Consider the following 25365-nt stretch of genomic DNA (forward strand, 5'->3'; position numbering starts at 1 on the left):
GAAGACATCGCCGCCGAGCAGACCGATGCACTGCCGATCCCGCGCAGCCTGCACCGCCGCCCGCTGGCCGAGCATGTGGCCATCGAAGCCGCCGTGCAGAAACTGCATAACGCCCGTAACCCGATCCTGGTGATCGGTGCCGGCGCCAACCGCAAGATGACCGCCAAGGTCCTCAAGCAACTGATCGACAAGACTGGCATCCCGTTCATCACCACTCAACTGGGTAAAGGTGTGGTCGACGAGCGCCACCCGCGCTTCCTGGGCAACGCCGCCCTGTCGTCCGGTGACTTCGTGCACCGCGCCGTCGAAGCCGCCGACCTGATCGTCAACATCGGCCACGACGTGATCGAGAAGCCGCCATTCTTCATGGTCCGTGGTGGCACCGAAGTCATCCACATCAACTTCCGCTCCGCCGAAGTCGATGCTGTGTACTTCCCGCAGGTCGAAGTGATCGGCGATATCGCCAACGCCGTGTGGCAGATCAGCGAAGCCCTCACCGAGACCTCGCACTGGGACTTCACTCGCCTGATGGCCATCCGTGAAGCCAACGAAGCGCAAATCGCCGAAGGCGCCGACGACGACCGCTTCCCGGTCTACCCGCAGCGCCTGGTTGCCGACATCCGTCGCGTGTTGCCGTCCGAAGGCATCGTTGCCCTGGACAACGGCATCTACAAGATCTGGTTTGCCCGTAACTACAAGGCGCACAAGCCAAACACCGTGCTGCTGGACAACGCCCTGGCGACCATGGGCGCCGGCTTGCCATCGGCCATGGCGGCGCACCTGGTGCACCCGGACCGCCCGGTGATTTCGGTATGTGGCGACGGCGGCTTCATGATGAACAGCCAGGAGCTGGAAACTGCAGTCCGTCTGGGCATGCACATCACCGTGGTGATCCTGCGTGATGACGGCTACGGCATGATCCGCTGGAAGCAGGCCAACATGGGCTTCACCGATTTCGGCCTGGACTACGGCAACCCGGACTTCGTCAAATACGCCGAAGCCTACGGTGCCAACGGCCACCGCGTGGAAAGCGCCGAAGGCCTGCTGCCGCTGCTGGAGCACTGCATCAAGACCCCAGGCGTACATGTGATCGACTGCCCGGTCGATTACAGCGAAAACGACCGCATCCTCAACAGCGAGCTACGTGAGCGCGCGTTGGCGGTGTAAGGCGTAGCTTCAAGCTGGCACCGACCGGCAGCATGAGTTGCCGGGTTGGCTGCCCTCCTGAAAAATCTGCCCGTGCTGTGGCACGCACGGGCAACCCTTCAAGCGTTGCTGTGCTAGGGTGCACACACTTTTGCTTCTCAGGATGTACGCCCATGCTCCCCGCTCTCAGCGAAAAAGAACTCGCCCGCCTCGAAGACCTGCTGATCACTTACGGCAACGACTACTCGGTGCTGAACCTGGCCGAACTCAATGGTTTTTTCACCGCGCTCGCCAGCTCGCCGGTCACCGTCTACCCCGAGCAATGGCTGCCTGCGGTAGCCGGTGGCAAGGTACCGAAGTTCAAGAAGCCTGCGCATGAAGAAGCGTACACCGCGTTGATGCTGCGCTATGCCAACCAGGTGGCAGAAGAGCTGGGTGACGACGTCGACCACTTCGAGCCGCTATTCGAAGAAAACGAAGGTGAGCAAGGCAATGTGATCGTCATGGAAGAGTGGTGCTTCGGTTACATGCGCGGTACCCAGGTTGCCGGTTGGGAGGCGTTGCCGCCGGAGCAGGATCAACTGCTCAAGGCTATTTCGCTGCATGGGCTGGAGGACAACTTCGAGTTGTTGGACCAGATGAGCGAAGCCGATATCCAGGCGTGCGTGCCCCAGGTGGTCGAGGCCGCGCGGGGGCTGTACCGGTATTTCAACAAGCTGCACTGATTCGGAGTATGCAATAAGGCTGCTGGCCTCTTCGCAGGTAAACCGCGAAGAGACCAGCAGATCCAGCACACAGTTGGCTCAGAGGTGCTTGGGGCGGATCTCGAACGCCGACAGTGTGGCAGCCAAGCGCTCGGGGATGCGGCGTCGCGCTGGCGCGGCAATTGGTACTTGGCATGACCGATCTGGCGAATTATTTCGCGCAGCGAAATTATGGTTTCCTCATCACACGGATTCTGCTCTGCGCCGATCAGGTGCAGCATGTGCTCCATCAGCCCACTCCGGTGCTGACCAGGAGCCAAGCCCATGTCGAACCCGATCAAGCTTTACAACTTCCCGAAGTCTGGCCACGCCCATCGCATTGAACTGATGCTGTCTCTGCTCAACCTGCCTACCGAGCTGGTGTTCGTCGACCTGGCCAAAGGGGCGCACAAGCAACCGGACTTCCTGGCCCTTAACCCGTTCGGCCAGGTACCGGTCATCGATGACAACGGCACGGTGATCGCAGACTCCAATGCCATCCTCGTCTACCTCGCCAAAAAATATGACAACGGCACCTGGCTGCCCGAAGAGCCAGCCGCTGCCGCCCGCGTTCAACGCTGGCTGTCGGTCGCTGCAGGCCCGCTGGCCTTCGGCCCCGCCGCCGCCCGCCTGGTGACCGTGTTCGGTGCTTCGTTCAACACCGACGAAGTGATCACTCGCGCCCACACCCTGCTCAAGGTGATCGATGCCGAGCTGGCCAAGTCGCCCTTCCTGGCTGGCAACACAGCCACTATCGCCGACATCGCCAACTACTCGTACATCGCTCACGCACCGGAAGGCAATGTGTCGCTGGAGCCCTATGCCAATGTGCGTAGCTGGCTGGCACGGATCGAGTCACTGCCGGGCTTCGTGCCCATGCCACGTACCGTGATCGGGCTGCAGACCAGCGCCTGACACCCCGTCCTCGGGAGGAACGCCGCCATGCAACAGACGCCGGACCAACGCCCCTCGCCCTGGCATGCGGGCGAGAAAACCCTGCAGGAAAAGGTCGGTGTAGCAGAGCGCATGGAGGCGTTCGGGCAAAAGGTCATTCGTGACTACATGCCCGACCAGCACCGCACGTTCTATCACCAGTTGCCGTTCATGGTGGCGGCCAGCGTTGACGCTCAGGGGCGGCCCTGGGCGACGCTGCTGGAAGGGCCGGAAGGTTTCGTCAGCTCGCCCGACCCACGCCAATTGACGATTGACACCAGGGTACCGGCAGATGACCCAGCCACCCCGGGGCTGGTCGCCGGGCAGGCAATCGGCCTGCTGGGCATCGAACTGCACACCCGCCGGCGCAACCGCCTCAACGGGCAGATCCGCCAGGCTGCTGCAGGGCAATTGCAGGTGACGGTGGACCAGTCGTTCGGCAACTGCCCGCAGTACATCCAGCTGCGCGACTACACCCGCGTCACCGAACCGGCCCAAGGGCGCGTCGATGCCACAACACTGAATGCCACGACCGTCAGCATGATCCAGTCTGCTGACACATTCTTCGTCGCCAGCTATGTCGAGCATGAAGGCGGCCAGCGCTCGGTGGATGTTTCCCACCGTGGCGGTCGGCCAGGGTTCGTCAAGGTCGAAGGCAACACGCTGACCATTCCCGACTACGCCGGTAACCTGCACTTCAACACCTTGGGCAACTTGTTGGTTAACCCGAGGGCAGGTTTGCTGTTCATCGACTTCAGCAACGGCAACGTATTGCAGGTGTGTGGCCGTGCCGAGGTGCTGCTGGAAAGCCCGGCCATCCAGGCTTTCGAAGGTGCAGAGCGGCTGTGGACGCTGGAGGTCGAGCAGGTGGTGTGGCGGCCGGCTGCGGTTTCCCTGCGCTGGGCCTTCAAGGAGTACGCACCGACCAGCCTGATGACCGGCATTTGGGCCGAGGCCGATGCGCGTTTGCAGCAACGTCAGCAACAGCGCCAATGGCAAGCCTGGCGCGTGCTGCGAGTGGAGCAGGAGAGCCGCGATATCCGTTCGTTCTACCTTCAGCCGCCCAGCGATGGCGCTGTAGTGTTTGCACCCGGGCAACATGTTCCGGTGCAGGTACAGCGCGACGGTGAAACGCCGCTGATCCGCACCTACAGCTTGTCCAGTGCACCTTCCGACGGCTATTTGCGCATTAGCGTCAAAGCCCAGGGCCCGGTTTCCCGGCATTTGCATGAGCGCATCGCGCCCGGCGATGTGCTTAACGTGCGTCCACCCATGGGCAGTTTCACGCTGGACGTGCAGAGCACGCGGCCGCTGGTGCTGATTGGCGCGGGGGTGGGTATCACGCCATTACTGGCCATGCTGCGCGAGCAGTTGAGCAAGGCTCAGACGCGGCATATCCACTTGTTCCATGGCGCGCGTAGCCTGACCGACCTGCCGTTCGGGCAGGAGCTGGCGAGCTTGCGGCAACAGGCGGGAGGCCTGCTGCACGTCCATCGCGCCCTGAGCCAGCCGGAAGAACATGCGCTGCTTGGACGAGATTACGAGTTTGCCGGGCGTCTGGGCATCGAGCAGGTCAAGGCCACGCTGGCGCTGGATGACTACGATTTCTACCTGTGTGGGCCAGGCAGCTTTACCCAGGACCTGTATGAAGGGCTGCGGGGCGTGCATGTGCCGGATGCGCGGATTCACGCAGAAGCCTTTGGGCCGTCGACGTTGCGGCGGCACACGGACGCCGACCAGCCTACCTTGCAACAGCCGCCCGCCGCCAGCGAGCCAGTACCGGTGTACTTTGCGGCGTCAGCCAAGGAAGCGCGCTGGGCACCCGGTAGCGGTACCTTGCTGGAGCTGGCCGAGGCGCGCGGGCTGGCGCCGGAGTTCAGTTGTCGGGGTGGCTCGTGTGGTACCTGCAAGACCAAGCTTGTGAGTGGCCAGGTGCATTATCCGAATCCACCGGCAGAGCTGCCGGAGGCGGGGTCTGTGTTGATCTGTTGTGCGGTGCCGGCGCAGGTGGAGGAGAGGTTACAGGCGTTGGTGCTGGACATCTGACAAACCAGTCCCGCCCTCTTCGCGGGCAGCACAAAATGCCCAGATGAATAATAATCCCGGCACCTCATGTCCTCAGGAGCCCGCATGGACCAGATCCACCTGATGAAGGTGTTCGTCGCCGTAGGTGAGCTGGAAAGCTTCGCCGCTGCTGCCCGGCGCCTGGATATTTCCCCGGCCGCCGTCACCCGCGCCGTCTGCGCCCTGGAAGACCAGCTTGGGGTAAAACTGCTGCAGCGCACTACCCGCAGCGTACGCCTGACCGAAGCGGGAGGCCGCTACCTGGAAGACACCCGGCATATCCTCGCCAGCATCAACGAGGCCAACGCCGCCGCTGCGGGCATCAACGCCACCCCCAAGGGCGACCTGGCGGTTACCGCGCCGATCCTGTTCGGCAAGAAGTTCGTCATGCCGTGCATCGTCCGCTACCTGCAGCAGTACCCTGAAGTCGATGTGTCTGCCTACTTCCTGGACCGCGTGGTGAACATGGTCGAGGAGGGCATGGACGTTGCGGTGCGCATCGGCCCGTTGCCCGACTCGGGGTTGAAGGCGTTGCGGGTCGGCAGGGTGCGGCGCATGCTGTGCGCATCCCCCGATTACCTGGCGCGACATGGCGTGCCGAAACATCCCTCGGAGCTGGCCGGGCATGCGGTAATCGGCACCACCAACCTGTCGCCCCGTGCCGGCTGGCGCTTTGGGGTGACAGAAGAGCCGACCATGGTACGCATGAAGCCGAGGCTGACGGTCACCAGCAACGATGGGGCCATCGCGGCTGCCAGTGGCGGGCTGGGTATTGCCCGGTTGTTGTCGTACCAAGTGGCCGATGAACTGGCCAACGGGCAACTGCAGGTGATTCTGGCCGAGTACGAAGAGGCGCCCTGGCCAATTCATGTGCTGCACCGGGAGAGCAAGTATGGCTCGGCCAAGGTCAGGGCCTTCATCGACATGCTGGCGCAGACACTGCGAGCACAGCAACTCGATTGAGATCGTACAACGCAGGTAAAAATAGCTTGAAATAATATTTGTTGTACGATGACCTATGACGTGGCACTCTTTCGCCTGAAACAATTTGTCGCAAATAGCCCTGCCGGCGCTTGCGCCAAACGTTCGTCACTCTAAAAACAAGAAATTCAGGTGAACCATGAAGATGAAAGGCATCCGTTGGTGGATGGTCAGCCTTGTCACGGCTGGGCTCGTCGTCAACTACCTCGCCCGCAACACCCTCTCGGTGGCTGCCCCCACCTTGATGACCGACCTCTCCATCAGTACCGAGCAATACGCCAAGATCGTCGCTGCCTGGCAGGTGTGCTACGCCCTCATGCAGCCGATTGCCGGCTGGTTCATCGACTTCATCGGCACCAAGCTGGGCTTTGCCGTGTTCGCCATGGCTTGGTCGCTGGCCTGTGCCGGCGCGGCCCTGGCCACCGGCTGGCAAAGCATGGCGTTCATGCGTGGGTTGCTGGGCATGACCGAAGCCGCCGGCTTGCCGGCCGGGGTCAAGGCCACCACCGAGTGGTTCCCGGCCAAGGAGCGATCGGTGGCGATTGGCTGGTTCAACATCGGCTCGTCGCTCGGCGCCTTGCTGGCGCCGCCGCTGGTGGTGTGGGCGATCCTGCACAGTGGCTGGCAGCTGGCGTTCGTGATCGTTGGCGTTTCGGGCATTGTCTGGACCCTGTTGTGGATGCTGCTGTACAAGCACCCGCGCGACCAGAAACGCCTGAGTGACGAGGAGCGCGACTACATCCTGGCCGGGCAGGAAGCGCACTTCAAGCAGGACACCCGCGAGAAGGGCGCGTGGAAGCGTATCTTCAAGGCCCGCAACTTCTACGCCATCGCGTCGGCGCGGATCCTGTCGGAGCCTGCCTGGCAAACCTTCAATGCCTGGATTCCGCTGTACCTGATGACCGAGCGGCACATGAACATCAAGGAAGTGGCGATGTTCGCCTGGCTGCCGTTCCTGGCGGCGGACATCGGCTGTGTGCTGGGTGGGTATCTCAGCCCGCTGTTCCACCGTTACTTCAAGGTGTCGCTGTTCACCTCGCGCAAGATGGTGCTGGTGTTCGGCGCCAGCTGCATGATCGGCCCGGCCTGCATTGGCCTGGTGGAAAGCCCGTACACGGCGATCCTGTTGCTGTGCATTGGCGGGTTTGCCCACCAGACGCTGTCGGGTGCGCTGTACGCGATCACTTCCGACTCGTTCAGCAAGGACCAGGTGGCCACGGCGACCGGTATGGGCGGCATGTGCGGGTATCTGGGGGCGGCGGCGTTTACTTTGGTGTTCGGCGTGCTGGTCACACAGATTGGCTACAGCCCGTTGTTCGTGGTGCTGGCCGCGTTCGATATTGTGGCGGCGATGTTGGTGTGGAAGGTGGCGCGCGAGGTACGGGGTACCTCGGCTGAAAAGCCGATGGCGACACCCGTTGAGGCAGTTGCGTAGGGCTTGAGATTTTGGGGCTGCTTTGCAGCCCCAATTCCAGGCGACACGATTACAGCGTTTGATATTGCATCCTGAACCCCAGGCTCATAGCCTCCCCACGCTGCAACAACCTCAGCCCCGGACGCCCCGGCAGGTGATGCGCATTGACCGGGTGAGTAACCGGCTCAAAGCAGAAAAAACCTTGTCCCTGCGGACAAAACAGCAAGAAATGCTCAGCCCCACTGGCACTGCATGCCAAGCGATATCCGGCACCGGGCTGTTCAATCACGCAGTCCCCCGGCCAGCCATTGAAGGCGTGGTCCACGACCGTGTCAGGCAAGCCTCCCATGCGTTCAAAACTCCACTGCTCTGGTATCTCGGCCTCATACGAAGGCAGTCGCCCCTCCTCGGCCAACCAAACCTTGCGCGCGGCTGCATACAGCTTGGTATCGGGATACCGCGGGAAGTAGGGATGCAAACCCAACCCATACCAGTTAGCCTGCTCATCCAGATGCGTGACATGCAGGTCCAGGTTCAGGCACCCCTCGTGCAAATGCACATCCAACGTAGCCTGGTAGGCGAACGGCACTTTACTGTGCAGCGTCAGGCGTACGCGCCGCTCGCTGTGGTGCTCCACCTGCCAGGGTTGTTGCCAGGCACTGCCATGAATCGGGTAAGCGTCGTGCGTGGTATTGGGCGCCAGTGCCTGCCAGCCTTCGGGCCTGGAAAAGCCACCCTCGGAAATGCGATTGGACCACGGCGCCAGCGGGTAACAGGCCAGTCGTCGTGGGGTACCGGTGGCCAGCGCGGCCGCGTCGGAATGGCGTAGCAAGGGCTGCCCGGTTGCCTTCACTTCCCAGTTGACCAGGCTGGCGCCCAGTTCGGGGGCCAGGCTCAGGCGGGTCAGGTTGTCTTGCAGGTGCAGCTCGGTTACAGCCATTCAAGGCTCCTTTCAAATGAACAATCAATGAGCCCGACGGTAGGTCAGCAGCACGATGCCGCACACCACCACGGCGGCGCCGATCAGTTGCGGGGTACTCAGGTGCTGATCGAGCAACGCCCAGCCCAGCAGCAGTGTCGCGATGGGTTCGACATTCATCACCGGTGCGTTCTGCGCCATGTTCAGCCTTGGCACACACACAAACAGCAAGGTGAAGGCCAGGCCGTACAGCACCACCAGGCTGCCCAAGGCGACCCAGCCACCGCTGCTGCCGGGCAGTGACAAGCCCGACGGCATCACACCGCTTGCGCCTGCAACCAGCATGCTGGAAAACACGATCAGCAAGGTCAGCAGGCTGCGCACTGGCCCGCGTACGGCAGCCAGTTTGTGGTCGGTGATCCACAACGCGCAGGCAAACGCACAGGCGGCACCAAAGGCCAGGCTGACGCCCAGCGCCCAGTGCGGGTTGGCCGCGCCTCTGTCGGCCAGGCGAGCCGGCACATCCAGCGCCAGTACCAGACCGCACAGAATCAGGCCCATGAACAGCACCGTGCGGCCGCTAGGTCGCGCGCCACCCAGCGCCCAGGTAAGCAATGCCAGCAACATCGGGAAGGTGTTACCCACCAGCAGCGCCAGGGCCACCGGGATGCGCGCCACTGCCGAGTACAGGCACAGGCTCTGGGTGGCGATCAGCAGGCCTAGCAGCAACTGCCAGTGCCGGGTGCCCGCAGGCAGGCCTATCGCCTGGCGTTGCCACAGCAACAGGCAGGCGAGTACCAGCAAGGTGATGCCTGAGCGACAGAGAATCGCCAGCAGCACGCCAGTGCCGTCATCGAAGGCGATGCGAGCGGCGATGTGGTTGCCGGCGAATGAACAGGCCAGCAGGGCCAGCAACGCGATGGCCAGTTTGCGTGGGAACAAGGGGGCAGCAGAGGAGGGAACAGCCATGTGCAGGGTCCATTCGCAGAGAGAACCCGGGGCCGCACGGCGGCCCCGGTTTCAGTTAAAGCACCACGCTAGGCAGCCACAAGGAAATGGCTGGAATGTAGGTCACCGCCATCAGCACCAGGAACAGCGCCAGGTAGAATGGCAGCAGCGCCTTCACCGTCGACTCGATGCTCACCTTGCCGATGGCCGAACCCACGAACAGCACCGCCCCCACCGGCGGGGTGATCAAGCCTATCCCTAAGTTCACCAGCATGATCATGCCGAAGTGCACCGGGTCCACGCCGATACCGGTGATGACCGGCAGCAGGATCGGTGTGAGGATCAGGATCAGCGGCGCCATGTCCATCACCGTGCCCAGCAGCAGCAACATGAAGTTGATGCACATCAGGATCACGTAGCGGTTGTCCGACAGAGTCAGGAACGCCGTGGTGATCTTCGACGGGATCTGCATCAGCGTCATCACGTAGCCGAAGCTGGCGGCAAAGCCGATCAGGATCATCACGATGGAGATGGTGCGAACCGTGCGGTGCATCAGCTTGGGCAGGTCGCGCCACTTGTAGTCGCGGTAGATGAACATGGTCACGAAGAACGACCACACCACCGCCACGGCTGCCGATTCGGTCGCGGTGAACACGCCCGACAGGATGCCGCCCAGGATGATCACCATGGCCATCAGGCCCCACAGCGCCTCACCGGCAATTTTCAGCGCCTGGCGCAGCGGGATCACTTCGCCCTTGGGGTAGTTGCGCTTTTTCGCGAACAGCAGGCACAGGCCCATCATGACCGCGCTAAGCAGCAGCCCCGGCATCACCCCGGCCATGAACAGCGAGGCGATCGACACCGAGCCGCCAGCGGCCAGCGAGTACAGGACCGAGTTGTGGCTGGGTGGGGTCAGTAGCGCCTGCACCGAGCCGCTGACGGTCACGGCGGTGGAGAACTCGCGCGGGTAGCCCTTGCGCTCCATCTCCGGGATCAGCACCGAGCCCACCGAGGCCGTGTCGGCCACCGACGAGCCCGAAATCGCGCCGAAGAAGGTCGAAGCCATGATGTTGACCAGCGACAGCCCGCCACGCACGAAGCCCACCAGCACCCCGGCAAAGGCCACCAGCCGGCGTGACATACCGCCTTCGGCCATGATCGCACCGGCCAGCACGAAGAACGGAATGGCCAGTAGCGAGAACTTGTTAACCCCACTGGCCACCTGGATCATCATCGCCTGCAGCGGGATGTCGATCCACCAGGCACCGATCAACGCCGACAGGCCCAGTGCATAGGCCACCGGCATGCCCAGCAGGATGAGCGCAACGAAACTGCCCAACAGAATGAACGCATCCATTTACGCCACTCCTTCGCTTTCTTCTGCGTGGTCGAAACGCACCACCTTTCGATGGCTCTGGTCGCCAAGCAGAAGTTTTTCCAGCACGAAGACCAAGGTCAGTACGCCGCCCACCGGGATCGGCGCATAAGTCATACCCACCCGTACACCCGGCAGCGACGCCAGAAACTGGTTCCAGGTGGTGATGCACAACTTGGTGCCGTAGTAGGTCATGAATACGCACACCAGAATCATCAACACCTGCACCAGCAGCGCGACCAGCTGGCGCTGCAGCGGTGGCAGGCGATCGGTAATCATCGCCACCGCCATGTGCGCCCCGGCGCGGTAGCTGGCGGCGGCACCGACGAAGGTGAATACCACCATCAGCAGGATGGCCACCGGCTCCGGCCAGCTGGCGCCAGTACCGAGCACGTAGCGGGCAAAAATGCCCCAGGGGATGATCAGCGACATCGCCAGGATCGACAGGCCGGCGACCCAGATGCAACTGCGGTACAGCGTGTCGTTCACACGCAGGACAAGGTTTTTCATGGGCATCACCAAAGCGGCAGGGCGACGGGCGCCGCGCTGCCGAGGTCGTTCAGAAAGGGGCCGCTGTTACTGGACGGCGTCGATGCGCTTCATCAGGTCAGCGTACTGCGCGCCGTATTTTTCACGCACCGAGGCGGTGGCGTCATAGAACGGCTTCTTGTCGACGGTGATGAACTCGACACCGGCGGCCTTGAGCTTCTCTTCACTGGCGGCGGACTTGGCGTCCCACAGCGCGCGCTCTTCCATCTGCGCCTCACGCGCGACCTTCTTCACCAGCGCCTGCTGCTCGGGGGTGAGCTTGTTCCAGGTGGTCTTGGACATCACTACCGGCTCCGGCAGAATCAGGTGGCCGGTGAGGGTGTAGTACTTGGCGTTCTGATAGTGGTTGTGTTCGAGCAGGGTCGGCGGGTTGTTCTCTGCGCCATCGATCACGCCGGTTTGCAGGGCGCTGAAGATTTCCCCGGTGTCCATGGCGATGCCGTTGCCACCCATGGCGTTCATCATGTCGATGAACAGCGGGTTGCCCTGAACGCGAATCTTCATGCCCTTGAGGTCTTCAAGGCTGCGTACGGGCTTCTTGGTGTAGATGCTGCGCGAGCCGCCATCCATCCAGGCCAGGGCCACCAGGTTGAAGTCGGAGTTGGTGATCTTGTCGAGGATCTCCTGGCCGATGTCTCCGTCGATGATCTTGCGCATGTGCTCATGGTCGCGGAACACGAACGGCATGTTGAACACGTTTACATCCGGCACCACCGGGCCAACGATCCCCAGGCTGACGCGGGTCATCTGTACGGCACCGATCTGCGCCTGTTCGATCACTTCCTTTTCCGAGCCCAGCACGCCGCCGGCGAACATCTTGAAGGTGATATCGCCATTGCTGGCTGCTTCAAGTTTTTTGCCCATGTTCTGCTCGGCCACCACGGTGGGATAGCCGGCCGGGTGGATCTCGGCGAACTTGATGTCCAGTGCCGAGGCGGGCATGGCCACGCTGAAGGCGAAGGGGAGTACGGCAAGAAGCAGCTTGCGTTTGAACGTCATGATGAAACTCCGTGGTTTTTATTATCTGGTTTCGGGCGTGCAAGTGTGGGTACGGCAAGGGGCCTTCAGCCCCGGTAGGCAGGCTCCTCCAGGCCTTTGGTGCCAGGGTTTAGGGCAAACACCCCGCCAGCCAGCGGCTGGTCACTGAGGTCGATGCCTGCAGGGCGGATCGAGGTGACGTACAGGATGTCCAGGTTGGCGCCGCCGAAGGCGCACATCGCCGGCTTTTTCACCGGTACGTTGAGTGAGCGGTCCAGGCGGCCATCGGGGGTGAAACGGTAGATCTGCCCAGCATCGTTGCCGCAAACCCAGTAGCAGCCGTCCTGGTCGATAGCCGCGCCGTCGGGGCGGCCGGGGTAGCCGCGCATGTCGACGAACAGCCGCTTGTTGCGCGGCGTGCCGCTGTCGGTGTCGTAGTCGAAGGCCCAGACTTTCTGCACGTTGGGGTGCGAGTCGGAGAGGTACATGCGTGCGCCGTCGGGGCTGAAAGCCAGGCCGTTGGGGACGATCATGCCGTCCTGCTGCAGGTGCAGATGGCCTTCGCCGTCATGCCGGTACAGCGCGCCCACGTGGGCACCTTGCTGCATGTCCAGCAGCATGGTGCCGGCCCAGAAGCGGCCCTGGCGATCACAGCGGCCATCGTTGAAACGCATGCCTGCCTGGGCATGTGCCACGCTGCTGAGCAGCCGGCTGTCCAGGCTGCCGTCGGCCTTGGCCTGAAGCTGGAAGATACCGCTTTCCATGCCGGCAACCCAGCCTTGGCTGCTGCGGGCGATGCAGGCCAGCATCTCGTCGCCCTGCCAGACCTGGTGCTTGCCATCGGCCGCGTGCCAGCGGTGCAGTTGGCGGGCGGGAATGTCGACCCAGTACAGGGCCTGTTCAGCGGCGTGCCACACGGGGCTTTCGCCAGTGCCGTTGCGGGCGTCGACGATCAGTTCGCAGTTCATGGCCGTGCCTCCTGGCGTGCGTGGGGTCAGTTGAACGGGCCGGCCACGGCGAAGGCGCCGCCCTGGTAGACCATGCTCGGGTCATCGGCGGCGGGCGCCGGCTGGGCTTCGACGGCGGCGCGGAAGGCTTCGGAGCTGTCCTTGGGCACATAGCCCAGGTGCTCGGCATGGCGGTTGTCCCACCACACGGTGCGGTTGTCGGAGACGCCGTAGACGATGGTGTGGCCAACGTCGGGCGTGGACAGCCCACGCTCGATCAGTTGCAGCAGGTCGTCATAGCTCAGCCAGGTGCAGAGCATGCGTGGGTTTTGGGGTTGCGGGAACGACGAGCCAATACGGATGCTGACGGTCTCGATGCCGTAGCGGTCGAAGTAGAAACTGGCCACATCTTCGCCGTAGCACTTGGACAGCCCGTAGTAGCTGTCGGGGCGGCGCGGGGCGTGGGCGTCGATGCGCTCATCCTGGCGATAGAAACCGATGGTGTGGTTGGAGCTGGCGAAGATGATGCGCTTCACCCCATGCTTGCGTGCCGCCTCATAGACATGGAATACGCCGCAGATGTTGGGGCCGAGGATGTCTTCGAAGGAATGCTCGGTGGACACGCCGCCGAAATGGATGATGGCGTCAACGCCTTCGACCAGGGCATGTACCGCCGCCTTGTCGGCCAGGTCGCAGGTGATCACTTCTTCATGCGGGCCTGCAGCAGGTGCCATGGGGCTGATGTCGGAAAGGCGCAGGACCTCGGCGTAGCCTTGCAGGCGTTCGCGAAGGACCTTGCCCAGGCCGCCTGCGGCTCCGGTGAGCAGCAGGCGATTGAGGGGAGTAGGGGTCATGGCCGGCTCTTGTTGTTGATTGTTGTAGGTTGTCGTATGACTTCGGTGATTATTGGCGGTGGGTTCGGGTGTTGTCAATGAGGCCTGCGTCTCTTTTGCCGGCCTCTTCGCGGTAAACCCGGAACACGGACGAAGCCCGTGCCATCCAGTCGCAGGTCTTGATCAGAGCAGCGATAGCGGATAGTTGAAGATCAACCGGTTCTCATCAAACTCGTTATTGCTGTAATCCCGCCGAATCGACGAGTTACGCCACTTCACACTCAAATCCTTGAACGCCCCGCTCTGAATCACATACGCCAGCTCCGTCTCGCGCACCCACTCCTTGCCATCGGTAACCGACCCGGTATGCACATCACGCCCGCTGATATACCGGTTCATCAAGGTCAACCCTGGCACCCCGACCGTGACGAAGTTGAAGTCATGCCTCACCTGCCACGAGCGCTCGTTGGCATTGTCAAAACTGGAGTTGTAGCTGTCGTTGGCCAAGGTCCCGCCGCTGGTGCCATTGACCCGCATCCAGGTATCACCATCGACTTTCTGCAGACCCACCCAGAAGGTGTTGCCGCCGTACTTGGCCGAGAACATCCCCGAATAGGTCTTGTTGTCCAGCTGTCCGGCACGTTCGGAGCCATCCTCATCGCCATGGAAGTAGCCCAGGTTGGCGCCCAGGGTCCAGTCGCCCACCGGCTGGCTGTGGCTCAGTTGCAGGTACTGCTGCTGGTACACATCCTTCAGCACCGCATTCCACAGCCCCACCAGCGTACGGTCCTGGTTGAACTTGTATTCGCCACCGACGAAGTTGAAGCGGTCCGACACGCCACCGCCGTAGCTCATGTCTTCCATACTGGCGTCGTTGCGCGGGCTGTTGCCGCGGAACTGGCCGCCATACAGGGTCAGCCCGGCAATCTCGTTGGAGGTGATTTGCCCGCCACGGAATGTCTGTGGCAGCGAGCGCCCGTCGTCCGAACGCAGAATCGGCAGCACCGGCATCCACTCGCCAATCTTCAGTTCGGTCTTGGAGATACGCGCCTTGCCGGCGACTGCCAAACGTCCGTAATCATCCGCCGGCTTGCCATCGTCGTGGCGCGGTAGCAACGCCGTGCCATAGGTGCCGCCGCCGCCGTCGAGCTTGACCGACCATAGCCCCAGCACATCCACCCCGAACCCGACTGGCCCTTCGGTGAACCCCGACCGGGCATCGAGAATGAAGCTTTGTGTCCATTCCTCGGCCTTGCTTTGCGGGTTGCTGGGGTTGGTGAAGTTACGGTTGATGTAGAAGTTGCGCAGCCCGAGGGTGGCCTTGCTGTCTTCGACAAAACCCGCAGCCAGGCTGGTGCCCGGCAGGCCGGCGATGACCCCGGCGCCAAGCAGGGCGAAGGGCAGGGTTTGGCAGATTTTCATTATTGTTGTGCTCCCGAAGGGTGTGGCAGCCCATCCACCGGGCACGCACAAACGGCCTGCGGCAGGGGCGGGTAAGTAACGGGCCGGTCAGGGCCAGGGGTTAATGCGCGGTAATCGGGTGCTAGGTACTGGCGGTTGTACGCAGGCAGGCCGGGGGAAGAGGGGTGTGCAACAGACGTGGGTGTCGCGGGATGGGTGTCGACATGAGTTCGTCCACTGGTTGTTGTTTTTGTTATGTGTTGTCGTACAACTGTGCGCGATTATTAGCAAGGGCGAGGTGGGCTGTCAACGCCTGATGGCTGAGCTGGCCTCGCCCTCCACCACGTAGACTGGCATGTCCAGTCCCGGCACCTTCGTTGTGTCGTACCCCTCTTGTCGGCGTGGGCGGAGCCTCTTCATTTGCGCAGCGACTGACTGGACGAGATCGACCGCTCCGTTGCCCCTAACGGGGCGCTCCTGAACGGTGGGCCGAGGCGATTCTCCCGTGCTTTGCGATTCCATGTAGGCGCCGCCACCCGCGATGAGGTCAGTACAGGCAAAACTACCCACAAAAAGCTAATGCATCCGCCAATAAAAAAGGCTGCCAATCGGCAGCCTCCTCGATGCTTCAGCCCGGACAATCAGTCCCAGCTCAACGCCCCACCAGTCTGATACTCAATCACCCGCGTCTCAAAGAAGTTCTTCTCCTTCTTCAAGTCCATGATCTCGCTCATCCATGGGAACGGGTTGGTAGTCCCCGGATACTCTTCTTTCAAACCAATCTGGGTCAAACGACGGTTAGCAATGAACTTGAGGTAGTCCTCCATCATCGCCGCGTTCATGCCCAGTACGCCGCGAGGCATGGTGTCACGGGCGTATTCGATCTCCAGCTGGGTCCCTTGCAGGATCATCTGGGTCGCTTCTTCCTTCATCGCCGCGTCCCACAGGTGCGGGTTTTCGATCTTGATCTGGTTGATCACGTCGATACCGAAGTTCAGGTGCATCGACTCGTCACGCAGGATGTACTGGAACTGCTCGGCCACGCCGGTCATCTTGTTGCGGCGGCCCATGGACAGGATCTGGGTGAAGCCGCAGTAGAAGAAGATGCCTTCCAGCACGCAGTAGTAGGCGATCAGGTTGCGCAGCAGCTCTTTGTCGGTTTCGACGGTGCCGGTGTTGAATTCCGGGTCGGAGATGGCGCGGGTGTACTTCAGGCCCCAGGCGGCTTTTTTCGCGACCGACGGGATCTCGTGGTACATGTTGAAGATCTCGCCTTCATCCATGCCCAGCGACTCGATGCAGTACTGGTAGGCGTGGGTGTGGATCGCCTCTTCGAAGGCCTGGCGCAGGATGTACTGGCGGCACTCCGGGTTGGTGATCAGGCGGTACACGGCCAGGGCCAGGTTGTTGGCAACCAGCGAGTCGGCGGTGGAGAAGAAGCCGAGGTTGCGCATGACGATGCGGCGCTCGTCTTCGGTCAGGCCGTCCTGGCTCTTCCACAAGGCGATGTCGGCGGTCATGTTGACCTCTTGCGGCATCCAGTGGTTGGCGCAGCCGTCCAGGTACTTCTGCCAGGCCCAGTCGTACTTGAAGGGCACCAGCTGGTTGAGGTCGGCGCGGCAGTTGATCATGCGCTTTTCGTCTACCGCAACGCGGGCAGAGGAACCTTCCAGCTCAGCCAGGCCTTCGGCAATGTCGAGGGCGTCGAGGGCGGCCTTGGCACGTTTGACCGCTTCGGAGTCAGACGCGGTGGCTGCACGGGCTTCCAGGGCGGCGGCACCACCGGCGCTGTCGAGCTTGTCGAGGGTGGCAGCGGCAGTGGCCTGCGCAGGGGTGTTGCCTTTGGCGGCTACTTCGCCGTCTTCCTTGTCGAATTCGTCCCAGCTCAGCATGGTGATTGGCTCCTGCTTGAGGGTCGCCCTGGGGCAACCGGTTGGATTTTAAGAATGTGATGCCTGACGCACGGCCGGTAGCGGCGAATGGACAGCTTGGAGAGGCTGACTCTCGTTAACATCTAAATGTGTTCTGGCTTGTACCTGGCCAGGCCTCGGGGAGGGGCCAGGACAATTGAATGGTGCTCTTTTCAGAGGGCGCAAAGTATACCGGAATTCACCCTCGATCGGGGCGCGTGTGTTGCCGGCGAGGGTAACTTTTTCGACCGGTTTTGCGTGCGTCCGTTCACGAAATGGCTGTGTTCGTCTACGGGGGGAGAGTGTAGCGCCAACCTATATGTTGTGCCAGTTTAAATTTGTAGGCACATCATATGGTGTTTTTGTCAAAGGGCGTGTTAGCCGAACGGGCCTCAGCGCGGGCTTGCCGGCGATGAGGCCCGGCAACATTAGCTGCGGTGGGTATGCAGCGTTTCGACAATGTGCGTCTTGGGCTGCTTGCGTGCTGCTTCGACCGAAGTGAAGCGGCCGGTTTCTGCGTTACGGCCAATCTTGCGAGTTACCACTTTTTTCCGCGCCATGGGCTTGCGTCCTTTTTAGAGAGGTCCAGTCCTTTTACCGAACCGTATACGCAGCGGGAAAAGGGCAGGGCTTCTCAGTGACGCAGATACAAAAATGCCGCGCGGGGCACCCTTGGGCACCCCGCGCGGCATCCAGGCCTTACTGGCAGGCTTCGCAGTCAGGCTCGTCGATCGCGCAGGCCTTCGGCACTGGCGCAGGGCCGGCTGCCTGGACCGGGGCGCTGTCGCCACCGCTGGAAACGGCGTTGAGCTTGCCGGTGTTGATGGTCGACTTCTCGGTGCTGGTCGCGGCCAGGGCACGGAGGTAGTAGGTGGTTTTCAGGCCACGGTACCAGGCCATGCGGTAGGTCACGTCCAGCTTCTTGCCCGAAGCGCCAGCGATGTACAGGTTCAGCGACTGAGCCTGGTCGATCCACTTCTGGCGACGCGAGGCAGCATCGACAATCCACTTGGTTTCCACTTCGAACGCAGTGGCGTAGAGGTCTTTCAGCTCTTGTGGAATACGCTCGATCTGCTGCACCGAACCGTCGTAGTACTTCAGGTCGTTGATCATGACCGAGTCCCACAGGCCACGAGCTTTCAGGTCGCGGACCAGGTACGGGTTGATCACGGTGAACTCGCCCGACAGGTTCGATTTCACGTACAGGTTCTGGTAGGTCGGCTCGATCGACTGCGAAACGCCAGTGATGTTGGCGATGGTCGCGGTTGGCGCGATGGCCATGATGTTCGAGTTACGAATACCTTTTTGTACGCGGGCACGTACCGGAGCCCAGTCCAGGGTCTCGTTCAAATCGACGTCGATGTACTTCTGGCCACGGGCCTCGATCAGGATCTGTTGCGAATCCAGCGGCAGGATGCCCTTGGACCACAGCGAGCCCTGGAACGTCTCGTACGCACCGCGCTCATCGGCCAGGTCGCAAGAAGCCTGGATGGCGAAGTAGCTGACCGCTTCCATCGACTTGTCGGCGAACTCGACCGCAGCATCGGAACCGTAGGCGATGTGCTGCAGGTACAGAGCGTCCTGGAAGCCCATGATGCCCAGGCCGACAGGGCGGTGCTTGAGGTTCGAGTTACGCGCTTGCGGCACCGAGTAGTAGTTGATGTCGATCACGTTGTCGAGCATGCGCACGGCGGTGTTAACGGTGCGTTGCAGCTTGGCGGTGTCCAGTTTGCCGTCGACGATGTGGTTCGGCAGGTTGATCGAGCCCAGGTTGCAGACTGCGATCTCGTCCTTGTTGGTGTTCAGGGTGATCTCGGTGCACAGGTTCGAGCTGTGGACCACGCCCACGTGCTGCTGCGGCGAACGCAGGTTGCACGGGTCCTTGAAGGTCAGCCACGGGTGGCCGGTCTCGAACAGCATCGACAGCATCTTGCGCCACAGGTCTTTGGCCTGGATGGTCTTGAACACCTTGATCTTGTTGTACTCGGTCAGGGCCTCGTAGTACTCGTAGCGCTCTTCGAAGGCCTTGCCGGTCAGGTCGTGCAGGTCTGGCACTTCCGAAGGCGAGAACAGGGTCCACTTGCCGTCATCGAAGACGCGCTTCATGAACAGGTCCGGGATCCAGTTGGCGGTGTTCATGTCGTGGGTACGACGGCGGTCATCACCGGTGTTTTTACGCAGCTCGATGAATTCTTCGATGTCCAGGTGCCAGGTTTCCAGGTAGGCACATACGGCGCCCTTGCGCTTGCCACCCTGGTTCACGGCAACGGCGGTGTCGTTGACCACTTTCAGGAACGGTACAACGCCCTGGGACTTGCCGTTGGTGCCCTTGATGTAGGAGCCCAGTGCGCGAACAGGGGTCCAGTCGTTGCCCAGGCCACCGGCGAATTTCGACAGCATGGCGTTGTCGTGGATCGCGTGGTAGATGCCCGACAGGTCGTCCGGCACGGTGGTCAGGTAGCAGCTGGACAGCTGCGGGCGCAGGGTGCCGGCGTTGAACAGGGTCGGGGTCGAGGCCATGTAGTCGAAGGACGACAACAGGTTGTAGAACTCGATCGCGCGGGCTTCCTTGTCTTTCTCTTCCAGCGCCAGGCCCATGGCCACACGCATGAAGAACACCTGCGGCAGCTCGAAGCGTACGCCATCCTTGTGGATGAAGTAGCGGTCGTACAGGGTCTGCAGGCCCAGGTAGGTGAACTGCTGGTCGCGCTCGTGGTTGATCGCCTTGCCCAGTTTTTCCAGGTCGAAGTCAGCCAGGGCAGGGTTCAGCAGCTCGAACTCGATACCTTTGGCGACATAGGCCGGCAGAGCCTTGGCGTATAGGTCGGCCATTTCGTGGTGGGTGGCGCTGTCGGCTACATTCAGGAAGCCCAGGCCTTCGGCGCGCAGGGTGTCCATCAGCAGGCGGGCGGTGACGAACGAGTAGTTCGGCTCGCGCTCAACCAGGGTACGGGCGGTCATCACCAGGGCGGTGTTGACGTCCTTGATGGCCACGCCGTCGTACAGGTTCTTCAGGGTTTCGCGCTGGATCAGGTCGCCATCGACTTCGGCCAGGCCTTCGCAGGCTTCGCTGATGATGGTGTTCAGGCGGGCCATGTCGAGCGGCGCCAGGCTGCCGTCGGCCAGGGTGATGCGGATGGACGGGTGCGGCTCGACCACGGCATCGGTGTTGGCGCGGGTGGCACGCTCTTTGGCACGCTGGTCGCGGTAGATCACGTAGTCACGGGCGACTTTCTGCTCGCCGGCGCGCATCAGGGCCAGTTCGACCTGGTCCTGGATTTCTTCGATGTGGATGGTGCCACCCGATGGCATGCGACGTTTGAACGTGGCGGTAACCTGCTCGGTCAGGCGCGCGACGGTGTCGTGGATGCGCGACGAAGCGGCAGCGGTGCCGCCTTCAACTGCGAGGAACGCCTTGGTGATGGCCACGGTGATCTTGTCGTCGGTGTAAGGGACGACAGTGCCGTTGCGCTTGATCACGCGCAGTTGGCCAGGGGCGGTGGCGGCCAGATCCTGGTTGGAATCGGCAGCTTGCGGCACCTTGGCTTGCGGGTTCTCGCGAGTTGTGTCGGTTTGCATGGGTGGGTGTCTCCACAGTTTCTATAGTGTTCAGGCGCCTTTTGGGCGCCCACCGTTCCGTCCACTTGCTCGATGCCCCGGCGGGGATGCGCAATGCATGCGCATCCGCCCGCGCGGGCGTACCGACTTCGGGACAGACTCAGGAATAAGGGCAATAGCTCGCCGCTCCCTGGCCGAAGTCAAAGGTTCTGGGCCTGAGCCCAAAATCTGTTGCTGATGGGTGTCAGGCCTGGCCTGCAACACCCATACCCGAACAAGGCCCTGTAAGGGCTTGCCTCGGTCGCCTCCGCAGGAGCGGTTTGGCTGCTGGAATCACTTGAAGTTCAGCCCGGAAATCGCTCGATTTTGCGGGTTGACTTTTGTGTGTGATTTTGCACGAACCCCAACATCTAGTGGTTCGCTGCGATCGGGATACAAGATAATGCGGTATTGGGGCCTTTGCAAGGCGAGCGCCTGTGGATAACTTGTGCGTACTTTGTGTGTGAATGGTGGGTATTCGCTGTAGGCCTTGTGCCAAGTGGTTTGCAGTATTTTTCTGCGCCTTGCTGCCCCGGGGCAGTTTTTTTCGGGCGCGAACCGTATCACAAAAAACGGTTCAGTCGAGGGGGCTGTGAGTGGCTTGGCAGTGCCGGGGGCGGGACGTAGTATCCGAGGCAGATGTTGCCTTTTGGTTAAAGGGGTATGTTGCCTGTGCCGGCCTCTTCGCGGGCACAGGTAGAAGAAAAACAACAAGCGAAGGCCTAAGCCATGGACCATCCCACCCCCCGCATCCTCATTGTCGAAGACGACCAACGCCTGGCCGAGCTCACCGCCGAGTACTTGCAGGCCAACGGCTTCGAGGTCAGCGTCGAGGGCGATGGCGCCCGGGCAGCACGGCGCATCGTCGACGGCCAGCCCGACCTGGTCATCCTCGACCTGATGCTGCCCGGCGAGGACGGCCTGAGCATCTGCCGCCGTGTACGCAGCCAGTACCCGGGCCCGATCCTGATGCTCACTGCCCGCAGCGACGAACTCGACCAGGTCCAGGGCCTCGACCTGGGGGCCGACGACTACGTCTGCAAACCGGTGCGTCCACGCCTGCTGCTGGCGCGAATCCAGGCCCTGCTGCGTCGCAGCGAAACCGTGGACAACAAGCGCCAGGCGCTGGCCTTCGGCGCGCTGCGTATCGACAACCGCCTGCGCGAGGCGCGCCTGGGTGAACAGCTGGTCGACCTGACCGGCGCCGAGTTCGATTTGCTCTGGCTGCTGGCCAGCAACGCCGGCCGGGTGCTGACCCGTGAGCAGATCTTCACCGCGCTGCGCGGCGTAGGCTACGATGGCCAGGACCGTTCCATCGACATCCGCATTTCAAAAATTCGCCCCAAGATCGGCGATGATCCACTCCAGCCTCGCTTGATCAAGACCCTGCGCAGCAAGGGTTACCTGTTTGTCGGCGAGGCGCCATGAACAACTCGATCTTCCTGCGAATCTACGGCGGCATGCTGGCTGTGCTGGTGCTGGTGGCCCTGCTTGGCATACTCAGCCTGCACCTGGTCAACGAAGTGCGCGCCGCCCAGCACCGCGAAGGCCTGGCCCAGGGCACATTCAGCCTGATGGCCGACAACCTCGCACAGCAGAATGACACCGAACGCAAACGCTCCCTGCTGATCTGGGAGCGCCTGCTGGGCGTGCCGCTGGCGTTGCAGCCCATGACTGCGCGCACCCTCGACGGTGGCCAGCGGGCGCGGCTGTACCGTGGCCTGGTGGTGGTAGAAAAGACTGGCCCGCATGCGGCACAAGTGCTACGCAAGGTCGGCCAAGAGGACCTGATGCTGGTCGCGCAGATCAAACAGATCAGCGAACAGCTGGCGCGGGCCACCCTGTACCTGCTGGCCGATGAGCTGGTGCGTTACCCGATCACCGAACAGCAGCAGCGGCTGGCTCAGATCAAGCAGGAAAAAGGCTTCGGCTTTGGTGTCGCCCTGCAGCGCATCGAGCGGGTAAGCCTGGACGATGACCAGCGGCGCCGGGTCGAGGAGGGCGACACCGTGATGGCGCTGGGCAGGGATGGGGACTCTATCCGGGTATTTGCGGGGCTATCAGGCTCGCCCTGGGTACTGGAGATCGGCCCGTTGTACCAGCTCAACCCGTATCCGCCGCAGTTGCTGATATTGATCGCCTTCCTTGGCCTGTGCCTGATCGGCCTGGTGGTCTACCTGCTGGTGCGCCAGCTGGAGCGCCGTGTGTCGGGCCTGGAGGTTGCCGCCACACGCATTGCCCAAGGCAGCCTGGACACCCGCGTTCCCGCCGGTGACGCCGACTCGGTCGGGCGCCTGGCCGCTGCCTTCAACGGCATGGCCGAGCACTTGCAGCGCTCGCTGACCATGCAGCGTGAGCTGGTGCGGGCGGTGTCCCACGAGCTGCGCACGCCGGTTGCGCGCCTGCGTTTTGGCCTGGAGATGATTGAAAGCGCCACCACCGAACAGGCGCGGGCCAAGCACCTGGCGGGCATGGACGGGGATATCCAGGACCTCGACAAGCTGGTTGACGAGATGCTGACCTATGCCCGCCTGGAGCAGGGCGCGCCGGCCTTGAAGTTCCAGCGGGTAGACCTGGACGCCTTGCTCGACCGCGTGATCGAAGAGCTGGCACCACTGCGTGCCGAGGTGCGGGTGGTGCGTGGCGACTGCCAGGGCGCGGATGCCGACGGCGCCTGGGTCGAGGCCGAGCCGCGTTACCTGCACCGGGCTTTGCAGAACCTGGTCGGCAATGCCATGCGCCATGCCGAGCGCGAAGTGCGCCTGAGCTACCAGCTGGGGCAGCAACGCTGCCGGATTGATGTGGAAGATGACGGCCCAGGTATCCCAGAGGGCTTCTGGGACCGTATTTTCACCCCGTTCACCCGCCTCGACGACAGCCGTACACGGGCCTCGGGTGGTCATGGCCTGGGCCTGTCGATCGTGCGGCGGATCATCTACTGGCACGCAGGCCGGGCCACGGTGGGGCGCAGCGAGGCGCTGGGCGGCGCCTGCTTCAGCCTGAACTGGCCGCGCCAGCAGGCCCCTCTGTAAAGGTCAGGCGCTGACCAGGCTGAGCAGGTGGCCGTCCTGCAGGCTGAACTGGCCCTGCAGCTCTGCGCCGTGCTGCCATTGTGGCGACAGGTCGGTGAGCAGGCGCAGGCGCGCCAGGCCATCGGCGGACCATTCCAGCACTTCGGCGTGCTCGAAATAGAAGCGCTGGCGAGTGAGCGGGTAGAGGGTCTTGAACAGGCTTTCTTTCAGCGAGAAGGTCAGGGTGACCGTCAGGCCGAGCTGGCGACGGTCCAGGCGTTCGAGTTCGGACGGGGTAAGGATTTCGCCCATCAGCCGTTCGGCGCGCTCGTCATCCAGCAGGGATTCCTGATCCAGCCCCAGGCCTTGGCAACTGCCCTGGGCCGCGACCACGGCGGCGGCCCAGCCTTTGCCATGGGTGATCGAACCGAGGATACCTGCCGGCCAGATCGGTGAGCGGTCCTCGTGGGTGCCAGGCACGTAATTGCGGCCATCCAGGCGTTGCAGTGCAGCACGGGCGCATACGCGGCCGGCAAGGTACTCGGCCTGGCGCTTGGCCACCGAGCGTTGCAGGCTGGCACTGGGCACGATGCCGGCACGCTGGAAGTCATCGGCGGCCAGGAGGGCGGGGTCAAAGGCGCAACTGACCAGCAATGCGCCGGGGAGTGGGCGGGGCAAGGGCCAGTGGTGCTGGAGCGGGGCGCAACAGGCGGGGAGTGTGTTCATGGGGCATATTGTGCCTGCCCCGGCAATGGGCCGCAAAGCGGCCCCCGGCAATCTTTACTTGAACACTTTCTTGAAAAACGCCTGCATATCCGCCCAAGAGCTTTCATCCGCCGCCTTGTTATAGCCAATGTCCGGCCCGCCATGCTCGCCATGGCTCAACCGGTCGGCATCCGGGTTGGTAAACCCGTGCTTGGCGCCTTCAATACTGACGAATTCATAGTTGACCTTGGCCGCCTCCATTTCTGCCTTGAACGCATCCACCTGCTGCTGGGTGACCATGCTGTCTGCCGCCCCGTGCTCGACCAGGATATCGGCCCGCACCACGCCCGGTTTTGCCGGTGTCTGGGTGGCCAGTGCGCCATGGAAGCTCACCACGCCGTCCAGCTTCTCGCCCCGGCGCGCGGCATCGAGCACCACCTTGCCGCCGAAGCAGTAACCGACAGCGCCCAGTTGATGCTTGTTGGTATTCGGTTGCAGCTTCAACAGTTCAAGGCCGGCGTCGAAGCGTGCTGCCGCCGCTGCCGGGTCCTTCATGGCGGCAGCCATGAACGCCTGGGCGTCCTGCGGGTGTTCGGTGTGCTTACCGTCGCCATACATGTCGATGGCCAGCGCGTTGTAGCCCAATGCGGCCAGGTCGCGGGCGCGGCGCTTGGCGTAATCGTTCAGCCCCCACCATTCATGCACCACGACAATGCCGGGGCGCTTGCCCTCGATGGCGTCGTCGTAGGCGTAATAGCCGACCAGGCGGTTGCCATCGGCGTCCTGGTAAGGGATTTCACGGGTTTGTACCGCCGCTTGGGCTAAGGCGGCGCTGCACATCAGGGTCAGGGCCAGCAGGGCACGCATGGTTACTACTCCTTGTCTTGCAGACAGTTCGTTCAGCCGGTGTT

The 25365-nt window shown here is 62.5% G+C and carries 21 protein-coding genes; 8 read left to right on the forward strand and 13 right to left on the reverse strand.

Annotated elements, in window-relative coordinates; genetic code table 11:
• From FHW75_RS13155 to FHW75_RS13180, 6 genes are all read left to right on the forward strand, one after another.
• Positions 1 to 1167: acetolactate synthase large subunit (locus tag FHW75_RS13155; RefSeq protein WP_183673871.1), on the forward strand; the 1167-nt coding region annotated here is incomplete at its 5' end.
• Positions 1168 to 1319: 152 nt separating this feature from the next.
• A complete protein-coding gene (locus FHW75_RS13160) occupies positions 1320 to 1871 on the forward strand; it encodes a UPF0149 family protein (RefSeq protein ID WP_016712047.1) in 552 nt (183 codons plus the stop codon).
• 303 nt (positions 1872 to 2174) lie between these two features.
• Positions 2175 to 2804 (forward strand): glutathione S-transferase family protein, encoded by a 630-nt coding sequence (locus FHW75_RS13165; protein ID WP_019098133.1) that lies wholly within the window; start codon positions 2175 to 2177, stop codon positions 2802 to 2804.
• Positions 2805 to 2831: 27 nt separating this feature from the next.
• Complete coding sequence (locus tag FHW75_RS13170) at positions 2832 to 4868, forward strand: pyridoxamine 5'-phosphate oxidase family protein (protein WP_027615354.1); 2037 nt, start codon at positions 2832 to 2834, stop codon at positions 4866 to 4868.
• An 84-nt stretch (positions 4869 to 4952) separates the two neighbouring features.
• Positions 4953 to 5849, forward strand: coding sequence for a LysR family transcriptional regulator (locus tag FHW75_RS13175; protein WP_019098131.1), 897 nt, complete (start codon positions 4953 to 4955; stop codon positions 5847 to 5849).
• 157 nt (positions 5850 to 6006) lie between these two features.
• The gene (locus tag FHW75_RS13180) at positions 6007 to 7302 is read left to right on the forward strand and encodes an MFS transporter (protein ID WP_025754936.1); all 1296 of its coding nucleotides are present in this window, start codon (positions 6007 to 6009) and stop codon (positions 7300 to 7302) included.
• Positions 7303 to 7351: 49 nt separating this feature from the next.
• Here the strand turns inward: FHW75_RS13180 and FHW75_RS13185 are convergent, their stop codons facing one another.
• The 11 genes from FHW75_RS13185 to FHW75_RS13230 form a co-directional block, all read right to left on the reverse strand.
• On the reverse strand, positions 7352 to 8221 hold the full coding sequence (locus tag FHW75_RS13185) for an aldose 1-epimerase (protein ID WP_089230216.1): 870 nt from the start codon (positions 8219 to 8221) through the stop codon (positions 7352 to 7354).
• A gap of 24 nt (positions 8222 to 8245) precedes the next feature.
• On the reverse strand, positions 8246 to 9169 hold the full coding sequence (locus FHW75_RS13190; RefSeq protein WP_019098128.1) for an EamA family transporter: 924 nt from the start codon (positions 9167 to 9169) through the stop codon (positions 8246 to 8248).
• Positions 9170 to 9224: 55 nt separating this feature from the next.
• Complete coding sequence (locus FHW75_RS13195; protein ID WP_016712039.1) at positions 9225 to 10505, reverse strand: TRAP transporter large permease; 1281 nt, start codon at positions 10503 to 10505, stop codon at positions 9225 to 9227.
• Positions 10506 to 11033, reverse strand: coding sequence for a TRAP transporter small permease (locus tag FHW75_RS13200; RefSeq protein WP_019098127.1), 528 nt, complete (start codon positions 11031 to 11033; stop codon positions 10506 to 10508).
• A 66-nt stretch (positions 11034 to 11099) separates the two neighbouring features.
• Complete coding sequence (locus FHW75_RS13205) at positions 11100 to 12071, reverse strand: TRAP transporter substrate-binding protein (protein ID WP_019098126.1); 972 nt, start codon at positions 12069 to 12071, stop codon at positions 11100 to 11102.
• Positions 12072 to 12136: 65 nt separating this feature from the next.
• Complete coding sequence (locus FHW75_RS13210; RefSeq protein ID WP_183673872.1) at positions 12137 to 13018, reverse strand: glucurono-1,5-lactonase; 882 nt, start codon at positions 13016 to 13018, stop codon at positions 12137 to 12139.
• Between the two features lie 26 nt (positions 13019 to 13044).
• The gene (locus FHW75_RS13215; protein ID WP_019098124.1) at positions 13045 to 13851 is read right to left on the reverse strand and encodes an NAD(P)-dependent oxidoreductase; all 807 of its coding nucleotides are present in this window, start codon (positions 13849 to 13851) and stop codon (positions 13045 to 13047) included.
• Between the two features lie 162 nt (positions 13852 to 14013).
• Positions 14014 to 15252 (reverse strand): OprD family porin, encoded by a 1239-nt coding sequence (locus FHW75_RS13220; protein ID WP_019098123.1) that lies wholly within the window; start codon positions 15250 to 15252, stop codon positions 14014 to 14016.
• Positions 15253 to 15872: 620 nt separating this feature from the next.
• The gene (locus FHW75_RS13225) at positions 15873 to 17123 is read right to left on the reverse strand and encodes a ribonucleotide-diphosphate reductase subunit beta (RefSeq protein ID WP_019098122.1); all 1251 of its coding nucleotides are present in this window, start codon (positions 17121 to 17123) and stop codon (positions 15873 to 15875) included.
• Positions 17124 to 17569: 446 nt separating this feature from the next.
• Positions 17570 to 17701 carry a hypothetical protein gene (locus FHW75_RS26805; protein WP_016712030.1) on the reverse strand — a complete coding sequence of 44 codons (132 nt, stop codon included), beginning with the start codon at positions 17699 to 17701 and terminating at the stop codon, positions 17570 to 17572.
• Positions 17702 to 17840: 139 nt separating this feature from the next.
• Positions 17841 to 20720 carry a ribonucleoside-diphosphate reductase subunit alpha gene (locus FHW75_RS13230; RefSeq protein WP_016712029.1) on the reverse strand — a complete coding sequence of 960 codons (2880 nt, stop codon included), beginning with the start codon at positions 20718 to 20720 and terminating at the stop codon, positions 17841 to 17843.
• 747 nt (positions 20721 to 21467) lie between these two features.
• Here FHW75_RS13230 and FHW75_RS13235 point away from each other — a divergent pair.
• On the forward strand, positions 21468 to 22166 hold the full coding sequence (locus FHW75_RS13235; protein ID WP_019098121.1) for a response regulator transcription factor: 699 nt from the start codon (positions 21468 to 21470) through the stop codon (positions 22164 to 22166).
• A complete protein-coding gene (locus tag FHW75_RS13240; RefSeq protein ID WP_027615350.1) occupies positions 22163 to 23770 on the forward strand; it encodes an ATP-binding protein in 1608 nt (535 codons plus the stop codon). The genes FHW75_RS13235 and FHW75_RS13240 overlap by 4 nt, the downstream gene beginning before the upstream one ends.
• A gap of 3 nt (positions 23771 to 23773) precedes the next feature.
• Here the strand turns inward: FHW75_RS13240 and FHW75_RS13245 are convergent, their stop codons facing one another.
• Positions 23774 to 24475, reverse strand: coding sequence for a 4'-phosphopantetheinyl transferase (locus tag FHW75_RS13245; protein WP_019098120.1), 702 nt, complete (start codon positions 24473 to 24475; stop codon positions 23774 to 23776).
• A 54-nt stretch (positions 24476 to 24529) separates the two neighbouring features.
• Complete coding sequence (locus FHW75_RS13250) at positions 24530 to 25321, reverse strand: dienelactone hydrolase family protein (RefSeq protein ID WP_016712025.1); 792 nt, start codon at positions 25319 to 25321, stop codon at positions 24530 to 24532.
• Positions 25322 to 25365 lie beyond the last annotated feature (44 nt).

This window comes from Pseudomonas sp. OG7 (assembly GCF_014192825.1).
GTDB lineage: Bacteria > Pseudomonadota > Gammaproteobacteria > Pseudomonadales > Pseudomonadaceae > Aquipseudomonas > Aquipseudomonas monteilii.

What these genes read in the sequence shown, in the direction of transcription:
- FHW75_RS13160 (WP_016712047.1), top strand. Translation starts at nt 1,320, where the DNA reads ATGCTCCCCGCTCTCAGCGAAAAAGAACTCGCCCGCCTCGAAGACCTG.
- FHW75_RS13165 (WP_019098133.1), top strand. Translation starts at nt 2,175, where the DNA reads ATGTCGAACCCGATCAAGCTTTACAACTTCCCGAAGTCTGGCCACGCC.
- FHW75_RS13170 (WP_027615354.1), top strand. Translation starts at nt 2,832, where the DNA reads ATGCAACAGACGCCGGACCAACGCCCCTCGCCCTGGCATGCGGGCGAG.
- FHW75_RS13175 (WP_019098131.1), top strand. Translation starts at nt 4,953, where the DNA reads ATGGACCAGATCCACCTGATGAAGGTGTTCGTCGCCGTAGGTGAGCTG.
- FHW75_RS13180 (WP_025754936.1), top strand. Translation starts at nt 6,007, where the DNA reads ATGAAGATGAAAGGCATCCGTTGGTGGATGGTCAGCCTTGTCACGGCT.
- FHW75_RS13185 (WP_089230216.1), bottom strand. Translation starts at nt 8,221, where the DNA reads ATGGCTGTAACCGAGCTGCACCTGCAAGACAACCTGACCCGCCTGAGC.
- FHW75_RS13190 (WP_019098128.1), bottom strand. Translation starts at nt 9,169, where the DNA reads ATGGCTGTTCCCTCCTCTGCTGCCCCCTTGTTCCCACGCAAACTGGCC.
- FHW75_RS13195 (WP_016712039.1), bottom strand. Translation starts at nt 10,505, where the DNA reads ATGGATGCGTTCATTCTGTTGGGCAGTTTCGTTGCGCTCATCCTGCTG.
- FHW75_RS13200 (WP_019098127.1), bottom strand. Translation starts at nt 11,033, where the DNA reads ATGAAAAACCTTGTCCTGCGTGTGAACGACACGCTGTACCGCAGTTGC.
- FHW75_RS13205 (WP_019098126.1), bottom strand. Translation starts at nt 12,071, where the DNA reads ATGACGTTCAAACGCAAGCTGCTTCTTGCCGTACTCCCCTTCGCCTTC.
- FHW75_RS13210 (WP_183673872.1), bottom strand. Translation starts at nt 13,018, where the DNA reads ATGAACTGCGAACTGATCGTCGACGCCCGCAACGGCACTGGCGAAAGC.
- FHW75_RS13215 (WP_019098124.1), bottom strand. Translation starts at nt 13,851, where the DNA reads ATGACCCCTACTCCCCTCAATCGCCTGCTGCTCACCGGAGCCGCAGGC.
- FHW75_RS13220 (WP_019098123.1), bottom strand. Translation starts at nt 15,252, where the DNA reads ATGAAAATCTGCCAAACCCTGCCCTTCGCCCTGCTTGGCGCCGGGGTC.
- FHW75_RS13225 (WP_019098122.1), bottom strand. Translation starts at nt 17,123, where the DNA reads ATGCTGAGCTGGGACGAATTCGACAAGGAAGACGGCGAAGTAGCCGCC.
- FHW75_RS26805 (WP_016712030.1), bottom strand. Translation starts at nt 17,701, where the DNA reads ATGGCGCGGAAAAAAGTGGTAACTCGCAAGATTGGCCGTAACGCAGAA.
- FHW75_RS13230 (WP_016712029.1), bottom strand. Translation starts at nt 20,720, where the DNA reads ATGCAAACCGACACAACTCGCGAGAACCCGCAAGCCAAGGTGCCGCAA.
- FHW75_RS13235 (WP_019098121.1), top strand. Translation starts at nt 21,468, where the DNA reads ATGGACCATCCCACCCCCCGCATCCTCATTGTCGAAGACGACCAACGC.
- FHW75_RS13240 (WP_027615350.1), top strand. Translation starts at nt 22,163, where the DNA reads ATGAACAACTCGATCTTCCTGCGAATCTACGGCGGCATGCTGGCTGTG.
- FHW75_RS13245 (WP_019098120.1), bottom strand. Translation starts at nt 24,475, where the DNA reads ATGAACACACTCCCCGCCTGTTGCGCCCCGCTCCAGCACCACTGGCCC.
- FHW75_RS13250 (WP_016712025.1), bottom strand. Translation starts at nt 25,321, where the DNA reads ATGCGTGCCCTGCTGGCCCTGACCCTGATGTGCAGCGCCGCCTTAGCC.